Genomic DNA, 21389 nt, shown 5'->3' with positions numbered 1-21389 from the left:
CTGCTGTGCGGCTGAATTCTTCAGGTAGCCTGTTGGGATTCGGGCGGCGGCTATTCGGAGTATTGGTAAGTGAAGACCAGGCGGTCGGTCACGAAGCGGCCGGTGGGCTGGCAGCTGGCGTTGTATTGCTCGCGCGTGCCGGTTAATACCACGCGCCGCTCGGTTACCACATTGCCGCTAACGTTGTAGACCAACTCCCCGCAATTGCTCGAGAAAACCCTTGCCTGGCCTGTGTAGCGGTTGCCGCGCCGCTGGCCTTCAAACAATACGGTGCCAGACTTCACTCCGGCGCCACGCATGCGTGCGGTGGGGTTTTCATAGCTAAAAACGCGCGCATTGCCTTCGGCCTGCAGGCGCATAACCGAACCGTTGTGCAGCCAAAATGAATCGGCCATAGCAGCGGCAGGCAAACAGAACAAACCTAAAATCCATATTTTTTTCAGCATAATGACGTTCTCCGTAGTGAGTTGGCCGATGTTGGCTTGATTGCCCCTTGGCCTTTGCAGTATAGCAGCTAGGAGAGCCTGATGAGTAGATTAGTTTGATAAATATCAATGATATGCCGCTTTACTCGGTTTGCTGTTGTTAATTGGCGCCGTCTGCCTGCTTGAGATACCGGCAATGAATCAGCCCTATGTATTTGGGAAAATGGGAAATGGATTTTCAGGTAGCCTCCTTACCCGCAGGAGGCTACCTGAAAAGGCAAATAAGTTTCCGCAAAAAGCCACGTTGCCGCGCAGTGAAAACCGGAAGGGCAATCGCGCAGGCTTTCCCGCCATCGGCAAACGGCGGTACAATCGCGCCCATTTATTTTCTGCGGCCGCAGCGGTGTGGCTGCGTTTTCTGTATTTCAAACAAGGAATCATCATGGCTGATGCCAATATGCGAGCCGCCGCCGAAGCGGATTTGGTGTACAAACTGGAAGACAAGCCGCCTTTTGCCAATGCGCTGTTGAGCGCGATCACGCATTTGCTGGCAATTTTCGTGCCGATGGTAACGCCGGCGCTGATTGTGGGCGGGGCGTTGAACCTGCCTGTGGAAACCACGGCTTATCTGGTGTCGATGGCGATGGTGGCTTCCGGCATCGGCACGTTTTTGCAGGTGAGCCGCTTCGGGCCGGTGGGCTCGGGCATGCTGTCGATTCAGTCGGTGAACTTTTCTTTTGTGGGCGTGATGATTTCGCTGGGCCTGGGCTACCAGAAAGAAGGCCTGAGCACGGATGTAATGCTCTCCACGCTGCTCGGGGTGTCGTTTGCCGGCGCGTTTTTGATTTGCGCTTCGGCTTGGGCGCTGCCTTATCTGAAACGGGTGATCACGCCCACAGTGAGCGGCGTGGTGGTGTTGCTGATCGGTTTGAGCTTGATTGATATCGGGATTACGGATTTTGGCGGCGGTTTCGGCGCGAAGGGCACGGAGGCGTTCGGCTCGGTGCAGAATATCGGGCTGGCGGGCTTTGTGCTGGTGATTGTGTTGCTGTTCAACTGCATGCGCAATCCGCTGCTGCGCATGAGCGGCATTGCGGTGGGCTTGGTGGCGGGCTATGCGGCGGCGTTGGTGATGGGGATTGTGGATTTCACCCCGCTGCAAAATGCGCCGCTGTTCACGCTGCCGGTGCCGTTTAAATATGGCTTTGCCTTTGATTGGAGCGCGTTTTTGGTGGCGGGCACGATTTATCTTTTGAGCGTGTTTGAGGCGGTGGGCGACCTCACGGCCACGGCGATGGTGTCTGGCCAGCCGTATGAGGGCGACGAGTTTCAGCAGCGCCTGCGCGGCGGGGTGTTTGCCGACGGCTTGGTGTCGGTGATTGCCACGGCGCTGGGCTCGCTGCCGCTGACCACGTTTGCGCAAAACAACGGTGTGATTCAGATGACGGGCGTGGCTTCGCGCCATGTGGGGCGCTATATTGCGGCGATTTTGGTGCTGGCGGGGCTGTTTCCGGTGGTGGGCCGCGCGTTTACCACGATTCCGAGCCCGGTGCTGGGCGGGGCGATGGTGCTGATGTTCGGCCTGATTGCCATCGCGGGCGTGCGCATCATTATGACGCACGGCATCAACCGCCGCGAAGCGGTGATTGCGGCCACTTCGGTGGGCATCGGCTTGGGCGTGGCTTTTGAGCCGGAGGTGTTTAAGGCGCTGCCGGAGGTGTTCCGCAATGCGATTGCGGCGGGCGGGATTATGGCGGTGGTGCTGAACCTGATTCTGCCGCGCGATGAGCAGGATCGGTCGGTGCAGTTGCAGGATGCTGAATAATCAGGATTCTTAGCTGCATGACGTTTTAACGAAATTCACTTTACTCACTTTCAGGTAGCCTTTCCGGTGGAGGGGCTACCTGAAAAAATTGGGCGACAGGCGTTTGCTTCCGGGCGGCGGTATGGCGATACCGCTTGGGGAAAAGGCTACCTGAAGACGGTTTGTGCGTTTCAGGTAGCCTTTTTATTGGGTGGCGGGTTTAGCCAAAGCTGCAATTTTTGTATTGGTTTTCTTTTTGCTTGAGGGTGGCGCGCAGTTTTTTGCTGTGCTGCGGGTGTAGCTTGCCTTCGGCCAGTTTTTGTTGGATGGCGTCGATTTCGCGTTCCAGCTCGTGTTTGTATCGGGTGAGGCGGTAGGCGAGGTCGGCTTGGTATTGCTCGCGTTCGCTGAGGAGCTGCTGATGCAGGGTTTGCCAGGATTTGATTTTGCTTTTCGGGAGTAGTGGGATTTTGTAGGAGAGCTCGACGGTGCGCCCGCCGCACTGGGGGCAGCGCACGCTGATGCCGGATGGCGCCATGTGGGATTTGGGCCGGCGTACGGCGCGGCGGCAGCGGAAGCAGACGTAGTTGGTGTTGCTCATGATGGGTTTCTGGGTGGAAAGGCTACCTGAAAAGGGAAAAGGTTTTCAGGTAGCCTATGTTTGAGTGAACCGGATTGGCAGGCTGGATAGCAATTTATTGTATTTCTGGGCTGTGAAAATCAATTTGTTTTAATTAGCATCAGCTGTTTATGTTTCTCTTGAATAAAACTCGTTGTATCGTAAGGAATGTAACCCGCTTCACCTTGATGACGCCTGTTTTCTTCCACGGCTTCATCCAATGATTGCAGGTATGCCTCGGCATTATGCTGGCAGGGGATCTGTGTGCCGGTCAGATGGGATTGTCGCAGCAAAATTTGTGGCTCAGCAATGGGGCGTAATTGGGTATTAGGAGGGTAGGGCATATCCAGCGGTTTTGCCTGCTGTAAAAACCATTGGGGAACGGTAAGCCCTGTTTGCCTGTATTGGATATTTCCGCATGCGGGTTCGAAGGACATGATGTTGGAACTGCCTTCATACGGCAATTCCTTGGTGCTGAAGTAGGTTTGTGCATTTACTGCGCCAGATAACACTATGGCAGAAAGCAGGCAGGATAGATGCTTCATTAAGCTAACCTATGGATGAGAAGAAATTGGAAATAGGCTACCTGAAAAATTTCAGGTAGCCTCTATTCATTCGGCAGCGGTTTCTTCTTTTTTGTCAAACGCCTGCCGCAGTTTGGCCCAGCCCAGCGCGAGCACGAATAAGATGGCCTGCAAGATGACGATGCTGGGGCCGGTGGCAGAATTGAGGTGGTAGCTGAGCAGGGTGCCGGCCAGGCTGGTGAACACGGAGGCGAACACGACGATGATCATCATGCGGTCGAAGCGTTTGGTGAGCAGGAAGGCGGTGATGCCGGGGGAGATGAGCATGGCCACCACCAGCACCACGCCGGCCACCTGCATGGCGGTGATGATGGTGAGGGCGAGCAGGGTGAGCAGGCCGTAGTGCAAGAGCTGCGGGTGCAGGCCGGCGATGCGGGTTTGCGTGGGGTCGAAGCAGTAGAGCAGGAAATCGCGCCGTTTCAGCAGGATAAGCAGCGCCACGGCGGCGCAGATGGCGAAGGTTTGCAGCAGCTCTTCGCGGCTCACGCCCAGCACGTTGCCAAACAGGATATGGGTGAGGTGTTGGTCGGTTTCCACTTTGGTAAATAACACGATACCAAGCGCAAACATGCCGGAAAACACGATGCCCATCACCGTATCTTCCTTTAGGCGGCTGTTGTTTTTCAGGTAGCCCACGCCCACCGAACACAAGAGCCCGGAAGCAAATGCGCCCGCGGCCAGCGGAATACCGAGCACAAATGCCACCACGATGCCGGGCAGCACAGCATGCGACACCGCGTCGCCCATCAGCGACCAGCCTTTGAGCACCAGATAGCAGGAGAGCAGCCCGCAGGTGATGGACACAATCAGCGCGGTGAGCAGCGCATTTTGCATAAAGGGGAAGGCCAGCGGCTCGGCAAACCAATTGATGATTTCAGACACGGCCGGCCTCCGTTTCTTCTTCGATGGGCGGCATGGCGCCGAACTTCTGCCGCAGCAGGCCGTATTTGGGCGCAAACACAAAAGCCAGCAAAAACAGTAGGGTTTGCAGGCACACAATCACGCCGCCGGTGGCGCCGTCGAGGAAAAAGCTGATGTAGGCGCCAACGGCGCACGTGCCGATGCCCAGCGCCACGGCAATCAGCGCCAGCTTGCCGAAGCGGTCGGTGAGCAGGTAGGCGGTGGCGCCGGGCGTGATCACCATAGCAATCACCAAAATCGCGCCCACGGTTTGCAGCGCGGCCACCACGCAGGCGCTGAGCAGGCAGAAAAACAAAATCTTATAGCGCAGCGGCGACAGCCCCACCGCCACCGCCTGCGTTTCATCAAAAAACACCAGGAGCAGGTTTTTCCAGGTGAGCAGCAAAAACAGCAGGCACACGCCGATGATGATGGCTACCTGAAAAATATCTTCGTCGGCAATGCCCAAAATATTGCCGAGCACGATTTCCTGCACGTTTACCGAAGTCGGGTTCACCGACACGATAAACAGCCCGACCGCGAAGAAGGTGGTGAAAATAAAGCCGATAATGGCGTCTTCTTTCAGGTGGGTCAGTGCCTTAATCCACAAAATCGACAGCGCCGCCAAAATGCCTGACACAAACGCGCCGGCGGAATAGGGCAGACCGAGCGCATAAGTGACCGCCACGCCGGGCACCACCGAGTGCGACAGCGCATCGCCAATCAGCGACCAGCCCTTAAGCATCAGATAAGCCGACAAAAACGCGCAAATTCCGCCCACCGCCGCGCTCAGCACGATGGCCTTCACCATGTATTCGTAGGCAAACGGCTCCAGCAGCATTTCTAGCATGAGCCTTCTCCCGCGTTTTCATTTTTATCCGCATTTTCAGCGGACTGCTCCGCACAGCCGGCCTTGGCGCCGTTGCAGCAGGGCACGGCAGGCGGGTCGTTTTTGGTTTGGCCGTAGAACACGGCGGGGCGTTCGTCGTCGGTGAGCACGGTAACCACGCGCTGGTCTTCGTCGTCGTGCAGGTGGCTGCCGGAGAGTCGGAAGTGGCGCAGCACGCCGCCGAAGGCCAGCTCGAGGTTGTGCTGGTTGAAAGTGCTTTCGGTGCTGCCGGCGGCCAATACAGTGCGGTTGATCATCACCACTTGGTCGCAGAAATCGGGCACCATGCCGAGGTTGTGGGTGGACACCAAAATCAGGTGCCCCTGCGCGCGCAGCTGGCCGAGCAGCTCCACAATCGCGTCTTCGGTTTTCACGTCCACGCCGGTGAAGGGCTCATCCAGCAGGATGATTTTGCTCTGCTGCGCCAGCGCGCGCGCCAGAAACACGCGTTTCTTTTGCCCGCCGGAAAGCTCGCCGATTTGCCGGTGCGCCAAGTGTGCGATGTTCACCCGCTCCATCGCTTCCTGCACCTTGCGTTTGTCTTCCGCTTTGGGCAGGCGCAGAAAATTCAGGTAGCCATAACGCCCCTGCATCACCACGTCGTACACCGACACCGGAAATTGCCAATCCACTTCCTCGCTCTGCGGCACATAGGCCACCAGGTTGTGCTTGAGTGCCTGCAACACGGGCAAGCCGCACAGGCGGATTTCGCCCTCGCGCGGCTTGATTTGCCCCATCAGGCTTTTAAACAGGGTGGATTTCCCGCTGCCGTTCACGCCCACTAAGGCGCAGGTGGTGCCGCCTTCCAGAGAGAAAGACACGTCGCGGATGGCGGTGTGGCCGTTGCTGTAGCGAACCGTTACCGATTCAACGCGGATGGAGGCAGCGGGTTGGTTTGGCATTATTTTCCGAATCCTCTAACAATGGTGGAAACCGTGGTGTTGAGCAGGTCGAGATAAGTGGGCACCGGGCCGTTTTTGGCGGAAAGCGAATCCACATACAGCACGCCGCCGTATTTGGCGCCGGTTTCGCGCGACACTTGGCGCATCGGGCGCGGCGACACGGTGCTCTCGCTGAACACCACCGGGATATGGTTTTGCCGCACGGTATTGATCACGCGGCGCACCTGCTGCGGCGTGCCCTGCTGCTCGGCGTTGATCGGCCACAGATACACTTCTTTGAAGCCGTAATCGCGCGCCAGATAGCTGAAGGCGCCTTCACTGGTTACCAAAAAGCGCTGGTTTTGCGGCACGCGCGCCAGTTTTTCGCGCAGCGGGCGATCTAAGTTGCGGATGCGCTGGGCGTAGGCGGCGGCGTTGCGGGTGTAGGTGGCGGCGTTGCGCGGGTCGTGTTTGATTAACGCGTTTTTAATGTTTTCAACATAAGTTAAAGCATTGCGCGTAGACATCCAGGCATGCGGATTGGGCGTGCCGCGGTAGGGGCCTTCGTGGATCGACATCGGCGTGATGCCTTGGGTAACCACCACTGCCGGCTTGTTGCGCACGTTTTGGAAGAAGCGCTCAAACCAGCGCTCCAGGTTCAGCCCGTTCCACAACACCAAGTCGGCGGATTGGGCTTTGGCGATGTCTTGCGGGGTGGGCTGGTAGTCGTGGATTTCCGCGCCGGGCTTGGTAATCGATTCCACCGTGGCCGCATCACCCGCCACGTTTTGCGCGATGTCTTGGATGACGGTGAAGGTGGTGACCACTTTGAATTTGGCATAGGCCGGCGCGGCGGCGCCCATGGCGGCCAACACGCACAGCACGGATAAAAATCGACGCATTGTTTTCTCCTAAACTTAAATTTCGCTTGAACGATATTGCTTCGGTATAGGCATCAGCCTGCGCCGTATAGTATATCAAATAGGAATTGCTATCAATAATAGAAAGAAAGAATCTATCACTCTGATAGAAATCAATAGCCATATTTAATGTAGGGCTATTTTATGCCGATTCCGCCCAACATTTCCAGTAATCATAGCTAAGGGCTATGGCGGCTTTGCCGATTTAAATGTTTAGAGGCTACCTGAAAATCGGTAGGGCTACCTGAAAAATAAAGCGCAAAGCAAACTGATATCGGATTCAGTATGAATCAGGATAAGGAAGGGCAACGCAGGCTTAGTTTAGCGAATACGCTGAATTTATTTTTTCAGGTAGCCTCTTGCCTGCTTAGGCGGGCGGCGGCTTGTTTGCCGTATCGGCAGATTTTTTCTGCCGGCGGAACCGTAGGAGCTGGCGCACGGCGTGGATGGTGGTGGAAAGGCCGCTGGCCAGCAGCAGAAACATCACCGGCGCCACCAAGATATAGGGCGCAAACCACAGCAGCGCCACCACCGCCAGCATGGCAATGCCCAAGCTCAGGTAAGACTTGGCTTCGTTTTCGTCTACCGTGCGCGTGCCGTAGAAATTGCCGCGAAACACGCTGGAGAGCTGCAAGAGCTGGCGCGCGGCGGCCTGCGCCTGCTGGCGGTTGGTGATGCGGCGGCGCGAGAGCATCAGGTGGCGGCGCTGGATGGCGGCGCGTCGTTCGCTTTCGTTGAGCACGATTTCGGTGGCGTTGCTGAGGTCTTCCAAAAACATCTGCTCCAACTGCCGCACCACTACCGGGTCTTCGATTACCACGTCTAATTCGCGGTTGATGTGCCAGCTGGCGAAGTTCAGATTGGTGGAGCCCACTCGCGCCCACTGGCCGTCGGCGATGGCGCTTTTGGCGTGAATCATCGGCCCGTTCCACTCAAACACGCGCACGCCGGCTTCGAGCAGGCTGCGGTAGCGCGTGCGCGACACGCGGCCGATCCAGCGGATGTCGGAAGTGCGCGGCACCAGGATGCGCACGTCCACGCCGTCGTTGGCGGCGTTGATGAGCGCCTGGGTGTAGAGGCGGGTGGGCATGAAATAGGCGTCGGTGAGCCACAGGTTGCGGTTGGCCAGCGCCAGCGCGTTTAAATCCAGCCGCATCATGTTATTGTTGCTCGGCGTGGTGGCAATCACGCCCGCGCGCACCGTGCCGGCATGCTCGCGGCCGCGGCGGCGGATATTTTCAGGTAGCCTTCTGCCCTGCGAGCGCAAGGTGTCGGACAAAGCCTGAATCACTTCGCCCACCGCCGGCCCTTGCAGCTTCAAGCCCGTGTCGCGCCACGGCGCCACGCCCTCGGCCGGGTTGCCCTCCCACGCCGACGACACGCACAGCCCGCCCACGAAAGCCGTGTGCCCGTCGATCACAATCGATTTGCGGTGATCGCGCGAAAACAGGCCGAAGCCGCTGGCGAAACCGAGCGGGTTGTAGGCCACCACGTCTGCACCCGCCTGCTTGAGCGGCGCAAAAAAGCAGCGTAACACCGGCCACAGGCTGCCCAGCCAGTCGTACACCAACACCACGCGCACGCCCTGCCGGCATTTTTCTATCAGCAAATCGCGCAGGCGGCGGCCGAAACCGTCGGCGGCAAAAATATACATTTCAATCAGCACATATTCTTCCGCCGCCTCAATCGCTTCCAGCCAGGCGGGGAAGTTTTCGCCGCTGTCTTTCAGCAGCACCACCGAATTGCCGGCCTGCATTTCGCTGCTGCCGGAACGGGCGCGGAGCTGCTCCAGCAGCGGGTGCGGCTGGGCGAAGAAATTTTGTTGGTTGTGCGGCATAAGTTTGATTACAAAGCGGTTTGATGATGGATGATTTGGCGGATGAGCAGGCGGTTGGGCGCAAGCGCGGCGGCCACTTTCGGCTCGGCGGGCAGCGGCTGGCCGAGCATTTGCGCCGCCACCAGCTCGCCGCACAGCGGGGCGGTGGCCAGGCCGCGGCTGCCGTGGCCGCTGTTGGCAAACAGGCCGGGCAGATGGGGGCAGGGCTGCTCGGGCAGGGGGTAGTTTTTGTCGTGCGCGAGCTTGGCGTATTGCAGGCGCATGGCCGCCCAGTCGCCCAGTGCGCCCACGGCGGGCAGGTGGTCGTAGCAGTCGGCGCGCACGGCGGCGTGGCCGGCTTGGTAGTTAGGCAGGGCGGCGGCCAGCTCGGGCGAGAGGCGGGCGAGTTTGGCGTGGTTGGCATCATCTTCGGCGGAAACGATGGCGCTGCTGCGGCTGTTGGGCACGAAGCTGGCGCCGAAGCAGTGTTGGCCGAGGTATTCGGGCGAGATGTAGCCGTCGGCGCTCAGGGCGCAGCGCAGGCGTCGGCTGAAGGGCGAGGCGCCGGCCAGGCTGGTTTGGCCGCGGATAAATTGCAGCGGCAGGGCTTCGGGCAAAATATCGGCCAATTGCTCGGCACCGCAGCAGAAGATGATGTGGCTACCTGAAAAAATTTGCTCGCCTTGCGGGGTGTTGACGGCCAGCCGCCATTCCTTACCGTGGCGTTGCAGACCGGTGAGGCGGTGTCGGGTGAGCAGGCGGATGCGGGGAGATTCGAGCAGGGCGGCGGCGAAGGCGGGCGGGTTGAGCCACGCGCCTTGCGGCCAAAACAGGCCGTCTTGCCCGGCCAGCGGGATGCCGGCCAGGGCGGCGGCTTCTGCGGCGCTCACGGCGTGATACAGATGGCGGTTGGCGCTTTTTGCGGCCAGCTGGCGGTTGCGGCGGGTTTCGCCTTCGTTGTGGTTGAGGTGCAATACGCCGCAGGGCTGCCAATCGGGGCTGGCGGGCAGGACGTGTTCGAGCAGGCGGCGGCTGTAGCCGTAGCTGCCGAGCAGGAGGCGGGTTTGCAGGGTGGGGTGGGCGGAGATTTTGGCGTAGAGCAGGCCTTGGCGGTTGCCGGAGCCGGCGCGGGCGGGCTGCGCTTCTTGTTCGAGGATCAGGCTTTCGATGCCGCGGCGGGCGAGGGCGTGGGCGGTGGCGGCTCCGGCGATGCCGCCGCCGATAATCAGCACGCGCTCGATCGGCAGGGGCGGCGGGGCGATTTGCCAGGGTTTATTTTGGCACGGTTGCTGTGGCGCGGGCGGGCGGTTTTGCCAGAGCAGTGTGCCGAAGCCGTATTGTTGCAAGGTTTCGGCGGCGGAGGCGGGCAGCAGGTAGAGGTCGCGTTGCAGCGGATTGGTGTGGACGGGGATGAAGTTGGCGGCGGGGGCGGCGCAGGTTTTCAGGTAGCCTTTTCCGGGCTGCTGGAGGCTACCTGAAAAATCGTCGCTGAGAAAAATGCAGGCAGCTTGGGGATAGCGAAGGAGGGCGGCGGCAAGTTCCTGCTCGGCGGGGATGCTTTGCCAGATGAGGGCTGGGGTCATGGTTGGGTGTTTTCGGGGAGTTTTTGTATCCATTGCCACTGCTGTTGCAGCACGTCTTGCAGGGCGCGCTGTTTTTGCTCGGGGGTTTGCAGGTTGCCGGTGATGCGTTGGTAGTCGAGGGCGAAGCTGGGGCGGCTGATGCTGCCGTTGATTTTGAGGGGCAGCCACAGGCCGTGGCCGGCACTGGCGAGGATGGCGTAGTTGAGGGTGTTGTTGCGGATGTCGAAGTTGCCTTGGCCGCTGAGGTTGAGGCTGTCGCTGCTGAGGCTGAGGCGGGGGGTGGTGCCGATGCTGTTTTCTACGCTGGCTTCGATGTTGAAGTGGCGGAAGGGGGTACTGCTTTCGGCGTTGTAGCGGATGAGGCTTTGGGCGGGGAGGTTGGCGGGCTGGTTGAGGAGTTTGCCAAGGTTGATGCCCTGCCAGGCGCCGTTGTCGAGCATGATTTGGCCTTGGCCGGCGAGGGTGGTGTGCCATTCGCTGCGGTTGAGACCTTCGGCGCCGATTTGGAAGGTGGCGTTGCCGCGGCCGCTGAGGTGGTTGAAGCGGAAGGCGTCTTGCAGCAGGGGTTTGATTTGGATGTTGCTGAAGTGGAGGGCGGCTTCCCATTTGGGGCGGCTGCCGGAATGGAGGGTGGCGCTGCCGGTGGCTTGGCCCTCGTAGAGCTGCATGCGGATGGATTCGGCGCGCAGTTGTTGGGCGTCGAGCTGTAGGGCAGAGTGGAAGTTTTGGATTTGCAGGCCGGCGCTTTCGAGGGTGCCGACGTCGAGGGTGAGCCGGATTTGGCGGCGGCGCAGGGCTTGCGGCCAGTATTTGAGCCAGAGGGGCTCGGCGGTGTCTTCGGGGTTGCCGCTGTCGGGGAGGTAGCCGTTGAGGGAGAGTTTGGCCAGGCGAGCTTCGGCGTCGATGGTGTAGTTCTCTTCGCCGGGGCGGCCGGAGATTTTCAGGTAGCCTTCGTTGTTGTCGAGGCTGCCTTGCAGCTGTGCCTGCCAGCCGTCTGCTTTGCCGGCGATGCTGCCGCGCCATTGGCCTACCCAGGAGGGCATGCTGCGGGGGGTGGCGGTGTGGCGGGTGTTGAGGAAGAGGTTGTCGGCTTGGAAGCCGCCATCGGGCAGGGTTTGGAATTGGCCGTTGGCGCTGTAGCTGCTGCTGGCGCCGCTTTGCTCGAAGGTGCCGTTGATTTGGAAACCGCCGATTTCGAGGGTGCGGCTGGGGTAATGGTAGGCGGCTTTGTTGATGCTGCCGCTGCCGGAGTGGAGCGGGGCGGCGCTGTCTTGGCCGGATTCGGGCTCGCTGGTGAAGACGATGTGGGTTTCGGGCAGGACGATGCCGGCGGGGGAAATCTGCCAGTTGCGGGTGTTGCCGGTGAAGCTGAGCGCCCAGCCGGGAATCTGCATGCTGAGCCGGCCTTCTTGGGTGTTGAGGCGGCTTTGTTCGGCGGTGTAGTCGGCGTTGCCTTGCCAGGAGGCGGTGAAGGGCTGGCCGCCGGGCAGGTAGCCGGCGAGGCTGGCTTGGAGCTGCTCGATATGGCTGCCGTCGTAGCTGCCGGCGGCTTGCAGGCGGTATTCTTGGGGGGTGAAGAGGCTGGCTGTGAGGTCGAAGCTGCCGCTACCGCGGTCGATAAAGCCGGATACCTGGCGCAGGGATTGTTTTTGCTCGCCGTACTGGATGCGCAGGCTGCTGTTGTCGAGCTCGATGCGCTGGGGCAGGGCGTGGTTGCCTGAGCTGTCAGCGGTGAAGCCGGCCACTTCCCAGCGCCCGTTTTCCAGCTGCTGGATATATACGGTGGCGCCGTTCAGGCTCAGGCTGTGGATGTCGGTGCTGCCCCATAATGCCGACCAGCCAAACGAAATCTGCATCGATTCGGCATTCAGCGCCGGCCCTTGGTTTTGCGGGCGGGTGAGGCCCACTTGGTGCAGCACCACATGGGGGTAGGGAAACCAGCCGCGCTCGATTTGCCCGCCGTGAAACACGAATTGGCGCCCGCTGCCCGAGAGCGCAGCATCGGCGGCTTGGCGGATATGTGCCTCGCTAAACAGGTGCCGCAGCCCGAAATGCGCGCCCAAACACACCAACAACGGCACAAGCAGGCCGAAAAACAGGGTTTTCAGCCAGAATTTGCCGGAGTAGAGCCGTGTAATCATCATTGAGCCGCGCGGAGGAATCCAAACCAGCCGAAAGGTAGCCGCTTTAAGCCCGTCTGGCAAGGGTTTTAGCCGATTTTTGCAGAACAGGCGGGCAAAACGGGCAGGGCAGGGCGGCGCAATATAGTGGATGAAATTTAAACCAGGACTGCGTTGCCTCGCCTTGCCGTACTACCTGTACTGTCTGCGGCTTCGTCGCCTTGTCCTGATTTAAATTTTATCCACTATAACTAAGGCTACCTGAAAATCACCACCCCAAAATTTTCAGGTAGCCTCAGCCAAATCGGGATACAGCCCGCCGAATGGTTATATAATGCCGCCTTTTCCCCCAGCCCGAGCGCACCATGCAGCTTGCCGATTTCGATTTCCACCTGCCCGAACACCTCATCGCCCAGCAGCCCCCCGCCACGCGCGGCAGCAGCCGCCTGCTCGACGCCCGCCCCGGCCGCCCCCTGCAAGACAGGCAGTTTGGCGAGCTGCCCGGCCTGCTCGAAGCAGGCGACCTGCTCGTGTTCAACAACACCAAAGTCATGAAAGCCCGCCTTTTCGGGCACAAAGCCAGCGGCGGCCGCATCGAAGCCCTGATTGAGCGCGTGGAAGGCGAGCACACCGCCCTGGCGCACATCCGCTCTTCCAAATCCCCCAAGCCCGGCAGCATTTTGCAGTTTGACGGCGGCATCCAAGCCCAAATGCAGGAGCGCGCCGGCGAACTCTTCCGCCTGCAATTTTCAGGTAGCCTCAATGTGTACCAAATCCTCGAGCAAACCGGTCGCCTGCCCCTGCCGCCCTACATCGAACGCGCCGCCAATGCCGCCGACGACGAACGCTACCAAACCATCTACGCCAAACACCAAGGCGCCGTAGCCGCCCCCACCGCCGGCCTGCACTTCACCCCCGAGCTGCTCGCCGCCTTGCAAGAAAAAGGCATCCGCCACGCCGAAGTTACCCTCCACGTGGGTGCCGGCACCTTCCAGCCCGTGCGCAGCGAAAAAATTGCCGAACACAAAATGCACAAAGAATGGTACAACATCCCCACCCAAACCGTTGAAGCCATAGCAGAAACCAAAGCGAGCGGCAAACGCGTGTGGGCAGTCGGCACCACCTCCATGCGCAGCCTCGAAGCCGCCGCCCAAAGCGGCCGCTTGCAAGCCGGCGCCGGCGACACCGACATCTTCATCACCCCCGGCTACCGTTTTCAGGTAGCCGACGGCCTGATTACCAACTTCCACCTGCCCAAATCCACCCTGCTGATGCTCGTGAGCGCCTTTTCCGGCGTCGAACACATCCGCGCCGCCTACCGCCACGCCATCGGGCAGCAATACCGCTTCTTCAGCTACGGCGACGCCATGCTGCTCACCCGTGCCGAAGGCGTTGAAAAGATTGGCTGAAAACACTTCTGTGTTCCCGAATTATTTTTCAGGTAGCCTCAAGCCGCACAAAAGGCTACCTGAAAAAGCAAGTAGCACACCATCAGGCTACCTGAAATAAAAGGCTACCTGAAAATCGCTTCATTCTCATCCAGTCCATCCCCACAAGGAGAAAACCATGCCCCAAGAACACCTCAACCCCCTCGTCCTCCCCGACACCCAAGGCAACTTCGGCCAACACGGCGGCCGCATCGGCCATCCCGCCCTCGCGCAAGCCCTCGCCGAGCTCGAAGCCGGCTTCCACAGCATCATCCGCGATGCCGATTTCATCAACGAAATGAAACGCCTGCAAGCCACCTACGTCGGCCGCCCCAGCCCCATCTACCACGCCCGCACCCTCTCCCGGCGCGGCGCCCAAATTTTCCTCAAACGCGAAGACCTCAACCACACCGGCGCCCACAAAATCAACCACTGCATCGGCGAAGTCCTGCTGGCCAAAAAGCTCGGCAAGCAAAAAGTCATCGCCGAAACCGGCGCCGGCCAGCACGGCGTCGCCCTCGCCACCGCCGCCGCTTTGCTCGGCCTCGAATGCGAAATCCACATGGGCGTGGTCGATATCGCCAAAGAGCATCCCAACGTATCGCGCATGAAAATCCTCGGCGCCAAGCTCGTGCCCGTATCCGCCGGTGCCGGCACGCTCAAAGAAGCCGTAGACAGCGCGTTTGCCGCCTATCTCGAGCAAATCGACAGCAGCATGTTTGCCATCGGTTCCGTGGTCGGCCCCGCGCCGTATCCCGAAATGGTGGCCTATTTCCAAAGCATCGTCGGCCACGAAGCGCGCGAACAATTCCAGCGGGAGCAGGGCGGTTTGCCCGACGAAGTCATCGCCTGCGTGGGCGGCGGCTCCAACGCCATCGGCCTGTTCAACGCCTTCATTGACGATAAACAAGTTGCCCTGGTCGGCGTCGAGCCCGCCGGCGAAGGCCTCGACAAGCCCGGCCGCCACGCCGCCACCATGAGCAAAGGCCAATTCGGCAACATCCAAGGCTTCAACTGCTACTACCTGCAAAACGAAGATGGCACGCCCGCCGCCGTGCATTCCATCGCCTCTGGGCTCGATTACCCCGGCGTCGGCCCACAGCACTGCCACCTGAAAGACATTGGCCGCGGCCGCTACGAAACCGCCACCGACGCCGAATGCCTCGCCGCCTTCCTCACCTTGTCGCGCGAAGAAGGCATCATCCCCGCGCTCGAATCCGCCCACGCCGTGGCTTACGCCTTGCGCCGCGCCTCCGAGCTCGACAGTAGCAAACGCCTGCTGGTCAATCTCTCCGGCCGCGGTGACAAAGATATCGATTTCGCGCTGGAAAAACTCGGCCTGGAATAATCCGGCCGTAAGCAGGACAGCGGCATCTTAACCGCTGCTGAATCCACACAAAGCAAAGCCGTCAAACCAGGAAACCAGTTTGACGGCTTTTCTGTTTACGAACATCTAACACATAATTTCACATAATATACATTATGCGAACTTTTGTATCATTCGTTTTATATTAGTAAAGGTGTATTTTATATCAGGCTGAAAAGTTGGCAAGGTTTGTGGGATTTTTGCTGTATGGTTGCTGGGCGGGATGGCTTTGAAGATGGCATGGATATTTTTCAGGCAGCCTTTGAGGAGATATTGGCTGGCAAGTTTGCGATTCTCAGATGCAATGGTGTTTGTTCATCAAACCAAGCAAACGGCGGATATGAAACTTGCCGCTGGATCATCAAACAGTTACCAAGCTTTCGGGAAACAAAAATTTTCAGGTAGCCTCGTGCGCTTGAGGCTACCTGAAAATTTTTGCGCTGATTATCGGCAGGTGTGCTTAGAGATACACAATCTCGCCGCTGCGGCCTTTGCTGTCTTCGCTCATCCAATACACGAAATCGGGGGCGAGCTCGCTGGGTTCGCGGCGGGCGCTGCGGGATTCGCCGGGGTGGGTTTTCATGCGCTGGGGGGAGTTGACGGCGCCGGGCACGAGCACGTTGGCGCGCAGGTTGGGGAAACGCGCCCATTCGTCGGCGGCAACTTTGCAGAGGTAGTTTAAGGCGGCTTTGGAAGCGCCGAAGCCGCCCCAGTAGGCTTGCGGGGTTTCGCCGTGGCTTTCGCCGATGAAGGCGACGGAGGCGTCGGGCGCGGCTTGCAGCAGGGGCAGGCAGGCGCGGGTGAGCGCCATGGGGGCGACGGTGTTGATGCGGTATTGGTTTACCCATTCGGCCACGGTTTGGAATTCGAGCGGGGATAAGGCGTAGAAATAGGCGGCGCTGTGGATGATGCCGTTGAGGCGGCCGCCGGTGGCTTCGGCCACGGCTTGGGCGAGGCGTTCGTATTCTTTTTCTTCGGCGGCGAGCAGGTCGAACACGACGGCAAAGGGCTCGGGGCAGCCGGCGGAAACGATGGAATCGTAGATTTTTTCTAGTTTTTTCTGATGCCTGGCCACCAATACGACGGTGGCGCCGGCTTCGGCGCAGGCGCGGGCGGCTTCGGCGCCGATGCCTTGGGAGGCGCCGGTGATGAGGATGACTCGGTCTTGCAGTTTGTTCATGTGGGCTTTCTGTTGATGCGTTGGGTGATGCGTTCGGGCTTGGGGTTTTAGCTTCGCAGAAACTCTGTTTCCTTCGGAAACATCGTTTTCAGGTAGCCTGATGCCTTGGCGAAATCCTTTATAACCGAATGAATGATATTTTGCCAAGCCTTCAGCCTTTTGGCTGCTTGAGGCTACCTGAAAAACGGTTTTGCGGAATAGAAGCGGCATAGCGGTATGGGCATGCGCCCTACCCTATGCCTATTTTCTTGCTCGGAAGCGGGCGGCAACGGGTGGTGCGCCGCCCTGCCCCGGTTTCAGGTAGCCTGCTGTTTGGCGGGATATGCCGGGCAATCAGCCGCCGATTTTGATCACTTCGGCGCCGTTTGGGCGGCCGATGATCAGCACGTGGGCTGGCTGACTGGCGAAGAGGCCGTTTTCCACCACGCCGGGGATGCGGTTGATTTCATCTTCGAGTTTGAGCGGCTCGTTGATGGGCATGTCGTGCACATCGACGATTTTGTGGTTGCTGTCGGTGGTGAAACCGATACGCAGCTGGGGAGTGCCGCCGAATTTGAGCAGTTTGCGCGATACGAGGGAGCGGGCGGCGGGGATGATTTCCACGGGCAGGGGGAATTTGCCGAGGCGGGATACGTATTTACTTTCATCTACGATGCAGACGAATTTGTCGGCGGCGCTGGCAACGATTTTTTCGGCCAAAAGCGCACCGCCGCCGCCTTTGATCATTTGCAGGCTGTGGTTGACTTCGTCGGCGCCGTCGATATACACGGGCAATTCGTCTACTTCGTTGAGCGCAACTTCCGGGATGCCGTATTGTTTCAATAGGTTGCTGGTGGTTTTGGAGGTGGAGACGGCGCCTTTGATGCGGATGCCGCTCTCGGCCAGGGCTTCGATGAAGAAGTTTACGGTGCTGCCGGTGCCGATGCCGATGTAGGCGTTTTCGGGCACGAATTCGAGGGCTTTTTCGGCGGCGATGCGTTTGAGTTGGTCTTGGGCGGACATGGGTTTCTCCTTGGGCTGGAATCGGGCGGGTTGTTGGGTTTCAGGTAACCTTATTCTACTATGGGGCGGGGATTTAGGTAAGCAGGCGCCCTGCCCTTTTACTGGGATGGATGTGATTCAAAACTTTGCCCAATCGGCAAAGGCTTCGTTGATCTTCCAGCCGCTTTCGGTGAGTTCTGCGGCATCGGCGGGAAGTAAATCCATGATACAGCCTTGCCATGCGCCAGGAAAGCCTGCCTCGCTTGGGTAGGCATATTGTGTTTGTTTTTGCAGGCGTAAATCAGCTTGCAGCAGTATGCTGAGGCGGCTAAGCGATACTTGCACGGCGGTTACGCCTATTTCGTTGAAATAATCTTGACGGAAGCTGAGTAGTAGGCCGCTGTGAGGGCGGCCATAGTTATGTTGCCATATCAGGCTGATCCCGGGTGTCATGTTTTGCTTTGTGCAGGTAACGGGGCTGGGGAAAAAGGCTTGCAGGAAGCTGAAATAGAATATATCCGGCTTGGCGCTGCAGTAGTAGTGGTTGGCAAGTTTTTGCAGGCTTTCTTCGCGCCATGATAAACGGCCAAGTTTGAGCTCTTGCCCATTGTCGAACTGGCTGGCGGCGATGCGGGGTGTGCCTTTGATTTTACTGGTGAAGGGGGTGAGCTCGGCAATGAAGGCGGGCCAAAAGGCGTGATTGTCGAAATGTTGCCTGATGGCGAGCGGGGAGAGGAGGATGAAATTTTGGTGGAGGTTGGTAAATTTCATGATCACTTGCTTCTTTGAGTGATGCGGCTACCTGAAAACCGGACGGAATGACTACCAGTTTGGGTTTCAGGTAGCCTTTTCCAGCAATACGACGGCTTGGGCTTCGATGCCTTCCATGCGGCCGAGGTAGCCGAGTTTTTCGTTGGTTTTGGCTTTGATGTTGATGTGGTTTTCAGGTAGCCCGAGGTCGGTGGCGAGGTTGGCGCGCATGGCGTCGATATAGGGGCGCAGTTTGGGCTGCTGGGCGATGATGGTGCTGTCGATGTTTACGGCGCGCCAGCCTTGGGCTTGTACGGCGGCATAGGCTTGGCGCAGGAGGGCGCGGCTGTCTGCGTCTTTGTGTTCGGCGGCGGTGTCGGGGAAATGGGTGCCGATGTCGCCGAGGGCGGCGGCGCCGAGCAGGGCGTCGGTGACGGCGTGCAGCAGGGCGTCTGCGTCGGAATGGCCGAGCAGGCCTTTTTCGAAGGGGATGGTTACGCCGCCGAGGATGAGGGGGCGGCCGGGGACGAGCTGGTGGACGTCGTAGCCTTGGCCGATGCGGAATGGGGTCATTTGGGTGCCTTTGGGTGGGTGATATGGGGTTGGGCTGTGAGAAGCGTGGCGTTTGTGCTGCCCTGCTCTCTTTAATAAGCGGATGATTTTTCAGTGGCTGCTATTTTTCAGGTAGCCTTTGGGCGCGGGCGGGAGGCTACCTGAAAAATGATGGCGGCCAAGCGGCGGAGCATGTGCCCTGCCCTGCGTGCGGATGGGCTGCCTGAAAATCAGTTGTCGATGAGGTGGCCGAGTTTGGCGGCTTTGGTTTTCAGGTAGCCTGTGTTTTCGCGGTTGCGGCCGACTTGTAGGGGGACGCGTTCGACGATATGGATGCCGCTTTGCTCCATGATGCTGATTTTATTAGGGTTGTTGGTGAGCAGGCGGATGGACTTTACGCCGAGGTGCTGGTAGATGGCTTGGGCGAGGGTGAAGTCGCGGGCGTCGATGGGCAGGCCGAGGGCGAGGTTGGCTTCTACGGTGTCGAGGCCTTGGTCTTGCAGGGCGTAGGCGCGGATTTTGTTGATGAGGCCGATGCCGCGCCCTTCCTGGCGCAGATAAACAATCAGCCCGCGGCCTTCGCGCTGCACGGCCTGCATGGCGGCTTGCAGCTGGGGGCCGCAGTCGCATTTTTGCGAAAACAGGGCGTCGCCAGTGAGGCATTCGGAGTGGATGCGGGAGAGCACGGGCTCGCCGTTGGCGATGTCGCCCATGCTCAGGGCGGTGTGTTCTTGGCCGTTGGGCTGCTCGAAACCGTGCATGGTGAAAACGCCATATTCGGTGGGCAGGCGGCAGGAGGCAATGTATTTGAGCGGGGTCATGGTTTGGCTTGGTGTGTGCGGTGGTTTGTGGGGATGGTTTTCATTTTGTGGAAGCTTGCGCTTTGGCTTCGCAGAAACGCAGCCTTGCTTTGCAAGACATCGGTCCACTTCGTTGAAGCTTGCGCTTTTAGGTAGCCTTTAGCTGGTTTCGCTCTCTTCTTGCAACAGGGCGGCCAGCGGTTCGGCCAAAGCAAGGGCGAGGCCGATCCAACGGCTTTGGGCGGATTCGTCGAAGGCATCGGTTTGCCCGTGCTCCAAATATACCACGCCGAGCACGCGGCCGTTTGGCGCGCACACGGGCACGGCAAGCTGGCTGCCGGGGCGGTGGCGGCTGCCGGCGAAATCGCCGTTTTGCAGCCATTGGGCAACGTTGTGGATCTGGTTGAGCCAGCCGGTTTGGGCGCTGCGGGCGGCCAGGTGGGCAATCTGCACGGCTTCCAAATCCTGCTCTGCGGGAAGCAGCTTTTCCAGCGGCTCGCCTTGGGCGGTGAGCTGGACGAGTTTGCCGGGCGCGGGCAGCAGATACACGGCGGCACTGCGGCAGGGGCTGGCGCTATAAGCGGAATCGAGCGCCATAAAGATTTGGCGCAGTAGGGCGTGGCGCGCTTCGGTACGCGGCAGATGGTCGGCCAGGGCGGCTTCTGTGTCGCGATACCACAAGATTTCGGGCTCGATTTCCGCCCTGCCCCCGGCCATCACGCTGCCGGCGGTGAGCATAGCGATTTGCACGGCTTCGAGCGGCAGTTTCAGGCCTTGGGTTTGCAGGTAGTCTTGAATCAGTTCGGCGCTCATGGTTTTCTTTGGCGGGATGGCGGTGGGGAAAGTGGGCAATGATACTGCCGGGGCGGGGAAATGACAATTTATAGCGGGTGAACTTAACTTGCGCGGCGGGCTATGGCCGCCCTGCCCTGCGGTTTGGCTAAAGGCTACCTAAAAGCGCAAGCTTCAACGAAGTGGACCGATGTCTTGCGAAGCAAGGCTGAGTTTCTGCGAATCGAAAATATGATTGAGACTACCTGAAAATCCGTCCGCGATAAAGCCGGGGTTTTCAGGTAGCCTTTCAGCCTTTGGCTTGGCTGACGCGGCTTAGTTTTTGATGACCAGGGTTTTGGCCAGCAAGTCTTGCAGGGTTTGGCGGTTGCGGCTTTCCATGAAGAGCATGATGATGCAGACGATGGTGGCAACGAGTGTTAATAGATTGCCCAAGTTTTCGCTGAATAGGCCGATGATGGTGAAAATCATATTGTAGGCAAATTCGCGTACGAGCACGTATTTTACGAAGCCGGGATTGTCGCCGTCTTCGGTGATCACTCGGATGCCCACGAGTTTTTTGCCGATGCTTTGGCCGTCGCGCATCATGATGACCAAGTTGTAAATCAACAGGCCGAAGAAGGCCCCGATAGCAATGACGGCCAAAGCTATCACTCCCCCTTTGCCCACCCCGGACGCTGCCAGCAACGGCAACAAAATGCTAGCCAATACAAGGATGCAGACAAAGGGTAAAACATCCACAATTCTGGCGCCTATCCGTTGCCAAGGGGAAGCGAGCTCCACTTCCATTTCATCGGCATCGTGTTCCAATGCGGTGGCTGCGTAGGCTTGGCGGAAGTCTTCGTTTGGGTTTCCACGGAAATCTTGCATGAGTGTTCTCCATCGGGCGGTGTATGAAAATGAGGCAAACGGCGGCGGGAAAGCCGGATCGTTTGCCTGATTTTTGTTTTGCCCTGCTGTTAAATAGACGTTGTTGAGGGAGCGTGGATTTTAACAGTTT

At 59.1% G+C, this 21389-nt stretch carries 20 protein-coding genes; 3 read left to right on the top strand and 17 right to left on the bottom strand.

Translation table 11 applies throughout. The features are described 5' to 3' along the window. Window positions 1-50: 50 nt before the first annotated feature. Window positions 51-395 carry a hypothetical protein gene (locus A7P95_RS08205; RefSeq protein WP_218916367.1) on the bottom strand — a complete coding sequence of 115 codons (345 nt, stop codon included), beginning with the start codon at window positions 393-395 and terminating at the stop codon, window positions 51-53. Between the two features lie 472 nt (window positions 396-867). Between A7P95_RS08205 and A7P95_RS08200 the strand changes: the two genes are divergently transcribed. Continuing rightward, window positions 868-2250, top strand: a complete 1383-nt coding sequence (locus A7P95_RS08200) for a nucleobase:cation symporter-2 family protein (protein WP_067594319.1) — start codon at window positions 868-870, stop codon at window positions 2248-2250. A gap of 199 nt (window positions 2251-2449) precedes the next feature. Here A7P95_RS08200 and A7P95_RS08195 read toward each other — a convergent pair whose 3' ends face one another. The 9 genes from A7P95_RS08195 to A7P95_RS08155 all read right to left on the bottom strand — a co-directional run bounded on the left by A7P95_RS08195 (window position 2450) and on the right by A7P95_RS08155 (window position 12565). After that, window positions 2450-2830 carry a hypothetical protein gene (locus A7P95_RS08195; protein WP_082890776.1) on the bottom strand — a complete coding sequence of 127 codons (381 nt, stop codon included), beginning with the start codon at window positions 2828-2830 and terminating at the stop codon, window positions 2450-2452. A gap of 119 nt (window positions 2831-2949) precedes the next feature. Beyond that, entirely contained in the window at window positions 2950-3393 is a 444-nt protein-coding gene (locus A7P95_RS08190; RefSeq protein ID WP_067593813.1) for a hypothetical protein, read from the bottom strand. Window positions 3394-3459: 66 nt separating this feature from the next. Then, window positions 3460-4314 (bottom strand): metal ABC transporter permease, encoded by an 855-nt coding sequence (locus tag A7P95_RS08185; protein ID WP_067593810.1) that lies wholly within the window; start codon window positions 4312-4314, stop codon window positions 3460-3462. Next, window positions 4307-5182, bottom strand: a complete 876-nt coding sequence (locus tag A7P95_RS08180; RefSeq protein WP_067593807.1) for a metal ABC transporter permease — start codon at window positions 5180-5182, stop codon at window positions 4307-4309. Before A7P95_RS08180 ends, A7P95_RS08185 begins: the two co-directional genes overlap by 8 nt. Further along, window positions 5176-6123: an ATP-binding cassette domain-containing protein gene (locus A7P95_RS08175; protein ID WP_067593804.1), complete on the bottom strand. Its 948-nt coding sequence runs from the start codon at window positions 6121-6123 to the stop codon at window positions 5176-5178. Before A7P95_RS08175 ends, A7P95_RS08180 begins: the two co-directional genes overlap by 7 nt. After that, a complete protein-coding gene (locus A7P95_RS08170) occupies window positions 6123-7004 on the bottom strand; it encodes a metal ABC transporter substrate-binding protein (protein WP_067593801.1) in 882 nt (293 codons plus the stop codon). Before A7P95_RS08170 ends, A7P95_RS08175 begins: the two co-directional genes overlap by 1 nt. 385 nt (window positions 7005-7389) lie before the next feature. Continuing rightward, window positions 7390-8859: a phospholipase D-like domain-containing protein gene (locus tag A7P95_RS08165; protein WP_067593798.1), complete on the bottom strand. Its 1470-nt coding sequence runs from the start codon at window positions 8857-8859 to the stop codon at window positions 7390-7392. 8 nt (window positions 8860-8867) lie between these two features. Beyond that, a complete protein-coding gene (gene mnmC1, locus A7P95_RS08160) occupies window positions 8868-10421 on the bottom strand; it encodes an FAD-dependent 5-carboxymethylaminomethyl-2-thiouridine(34) oxidoreductase MnmC1 (RefSeq protein WP_067593795.1) in 1554 nt (517 codons plus the stop codon). Beyond that, window positions 10418-12565: an AsmA family protein gene (locus A7P95_RS08155; protein WP_067593793.1), complete on the bottom strand. Its 2148-nt coding sequence runs from the start codon at window positions 12563-12565 to the stop codon at window positions 10418-10420. The genes mnmC1 and A7P95_RS08155 overlap by 4 nt, the downstream gene beginning before the upstream one ends. A 341-nt stretch (window positions 12566-12906) precedes the next feature. On the opposite strand from A7P95_RS08155, the gene queA reads away from it, so the two are divergent. After that, window positions 12907-13950 (top strand): tRNA preQ1(34) S-adenosylmethionine ribosyltransferase-isomerase QueA, encoded by a 1044-nt coding sequence (gene queA / locus A7P95_RS08150; RefSeq protein ID WP_067593790.1) that lies wholly within the window; start codon window positions 12907-12909, stop codon window positions 13948-13950. A 157-nt stretch (window positions 13951-14107) separates the two neighbouring features. Then, window positions 14108-15316, top strand: a complete 1209-nt coding sequence (trpB, locus tag A7P95_RS08145) for a tryptophan synthase subunit beta (RefSeq protein ID WP_067593787.1) — start codon at window positions 14108-14110, stop codon at window positions 15314-15316. A gap of 478 nt (window positions 15317-15794) precedes the next feature. Here the strand turns inward: trpB and A7P95_RS08140 are convergent, their stop codons facing one another. The 7 genes from A7P95_RS08140 to A7P95_RS08110 all read right to left on the bottom strand — a co-directional run bounded on the left by A7P95_RS08140 (window position 15795) and on the right by A7P95_RS08110 (window position 21259). Next, entirely contained in the window at window positions 15795-16514 is a 720-nt protein-coding gene (locus tag A7P95_RS08140; protein WP_067593784.1) for an SDR family oxidoreductase, read from the bottom strand. 333 nt (window positions 16515-16847) lie between these two features. After that, window positions 16848-17516, bottom strand: a complete 669-nt coding sequence (gene rpiA / locus A7P95_RS08135; RefSeq protein ID WP_067593781.1) for a ribose-5-phosphate isomerase RpiA — start codon at window positions 17514-17516, stop codon at window positions 16848-16850. A gap of 117 nt (window positions 17517-17633) precedes the next feature. Next, window positions 17634-18266, bottom strand: coding sequence for a hypothetical protein (locus tag A7P95_RS08130; RefSeq protein WP_067593778.1), 633 nt, complete (start codon window positions 18264-18266; stop codon window positions 17634-17636). Window positions 18267-18332: 66 nt separating this feature from the next. Then, a complete protein-coding gene (gene ispF, locus A7P95_RS08125) occupies window positions 18333-18818 on the bottom strand; it encodes a 2-C-methyl-D-erythritol 2,4-cyclodiphosphate synthase (protein WP_067593775.1) in 486 nt (161 codons plus the stop codon). Window positions 18819-19027: 209 nt separating this feature from the next. After that, entirely contained in the window at window positions 19028-19618 is a 591-nt protein-coding gene (gene ribA / locus A7P95_RS08120; RefSeq protein WP_067593772.1) for a GTP cyclohydrolase II, read from the bottom strand. Between the two features lie 138 nt (window positions 19619-19756). Next, window positions 19757-20449, bottom strand: a complete 693-nt coding sequence (locus A7P95_RS08115) for a GAF domain-containing protein (protein ID WP_245636591.1) — start codon at window positions 20447-20449, stop codon at window positions 19757-19759. A gap of 255 nt (window positions 20450-20704) precedes the next feature. Beyond that, window positions 20705-21259, bottom strand: coding sequence for an RDD family protein (locus A7P95_RS08110; protein ID WP_067593766.1), 555 nt, complete (start codon window positions 21257-21259; stop codon window positions 20705-20707). Between the last annotated feature and the right edge of the window lie 130 nt (window positions 21260-21389).

It is taken from the genome of Eikenella longinqua, from assembly GCF_001648355.1.
In the GTDB taxonomy this organism is placed as follows: domain Bacteria; phylum Pseudomonadota; class Gammaproteobacteria; order Burkholderiales; family Neisseriaceae; genus Eikenella; species Eikenella longinqua.
The sequence above is the reverse complement of the archived record's forward strand: the minus strand, read 5'-3'. Positions and strand labels throughout refer to the sequence as shown.

Excerpts from the sequence above, each read along its gene's own strand:
- A7P95_RS08205 (WP_218916367.1), bottom strand. The coding sequence starts at position 395 with ATGGCCGATTCATTTTGGCTGCACAACGGTTCGGTTATGCGCCTGCAG.
- A7P95_RS08200 (WP_067594319.1), top strand. The coding sequence starts at position 868 with ATGGCTGATGCCAATATGCGAGCCGCCGCCGAAGCGGATTTGGTGTAC.
- A7P95_RS08195 (WP_082890776.1), bottom strand. The coding sequence starts at position 2,830 with ATGAGCAACACCAACTACGTCTGCTTCCGCTGCCGCCGCGCCGTACGC.
- A7P95_RS08190 (WP_067593813.1), bottom strand. The coding sequence starts at position 3,393 with ATGAAGCATCTATCCTGCCTGCTTTCTGCCATAGTGTTATCTGGCGCA.
- A7P95_RS08180 (WP_067593807.1), bottom strand. The coding sequence starts at position 5,182 with ATGCTAGAAATGCTGCTGGAGCCGTTTGCCTACGAATACATGGTGAAG.
- A7P95_RS08175 (WP_067593804.1), bottom strand. The coding sequence starts at position 6,123 with ATGCCAAACCAACCCGCTGCCTCCATCCGCGTTGAATCGGTAACGGTT.
- A7P95_RS08170 (WP_067593801.1), bottom strand. The coding sequence starts at position 7,004 with ATGCGTCGATTTTTATCCGTGCTGTGCGTGTTGGCCGCCATGGGCGCC.
- A7P95_RS08165 (WP_067593798.1), bottom strand. The coding sequence starts at position 8,859 with ATGCCGCACAACCAACAAAATTTCTTCGCCCAGCCGCACCCGCTGCTG.
- mnmC1 (WP_067593795.1), bottom strand. The coding sequence starts at position 10,421 with ATGACCCCAGCCCTCATCTGGCAAAGCATCCCCGCCGAGCAGGAACTT.
- A7P95_RS08155 (WP_067593793.1), bottom strand. The coding sequence starts at position 12,565 with ATGATGATTACACGGCTCTACTCCGGCAAATTCTGGCTGAAAACCCTG.
- queA (WP_067593790.1), top strand. The coding sequence starts at position 12,907 with ATGCAGCTTGCCGATTTCGATTTCCACCTGCCCGAACACCTCATCGCC.
- trpB (WP_067593787.1), top strand. The coding sequence starts at position 14,108 with ATGCCCCAAGAACACCTCAACCCCCTCGTCCTCCCCGACACCCAAGGC.
- A7P95_RS08140 (WP_067593784.1), bottom strand. The coding sequence starts at position 16,514 with ATGAACAAACTGCAAGACCGAGTCATCCTCATCACCGGCGCCTCCCAA.
- rpiA (WP_067593781.1), bottom strand. The coding sequence starts at position 17,516 with ATGTCCGCCCAAGACCAACTCAAACGCATCGCCGCCGAAAAAGCCCTC.
- A7P95_RS08130 (WP_067593778.1), bottom strand. The coding sequence starts at position 18,266 with ATGAAATTTACCAACCTCCACCAAAATTTCATCCTCCTCTCCCCGCTC.
- ispF (WP_067593775.1), bottom strand. The coding sequence starts at position 18,818 with ATGACCCCATTCCGCATCGGCCAAGGCTACGACGTCCACCAGCTCGTC.
- ribA (WP_067593772.1), bottom strand. The coding sequence starts at position 19,618 with ATGACCCCGCTCAAATACATTGCCTCCTGCCGCCTGCCCACCGAATAT.
- A7P95_RS08110 (WP_067593766.1), bottom strand. The coding sequence starts at position 21,259 with ATGCAAGATTTCCGTGGAAACCCAAACGAAGACTTCCGCCAAGCCTAC.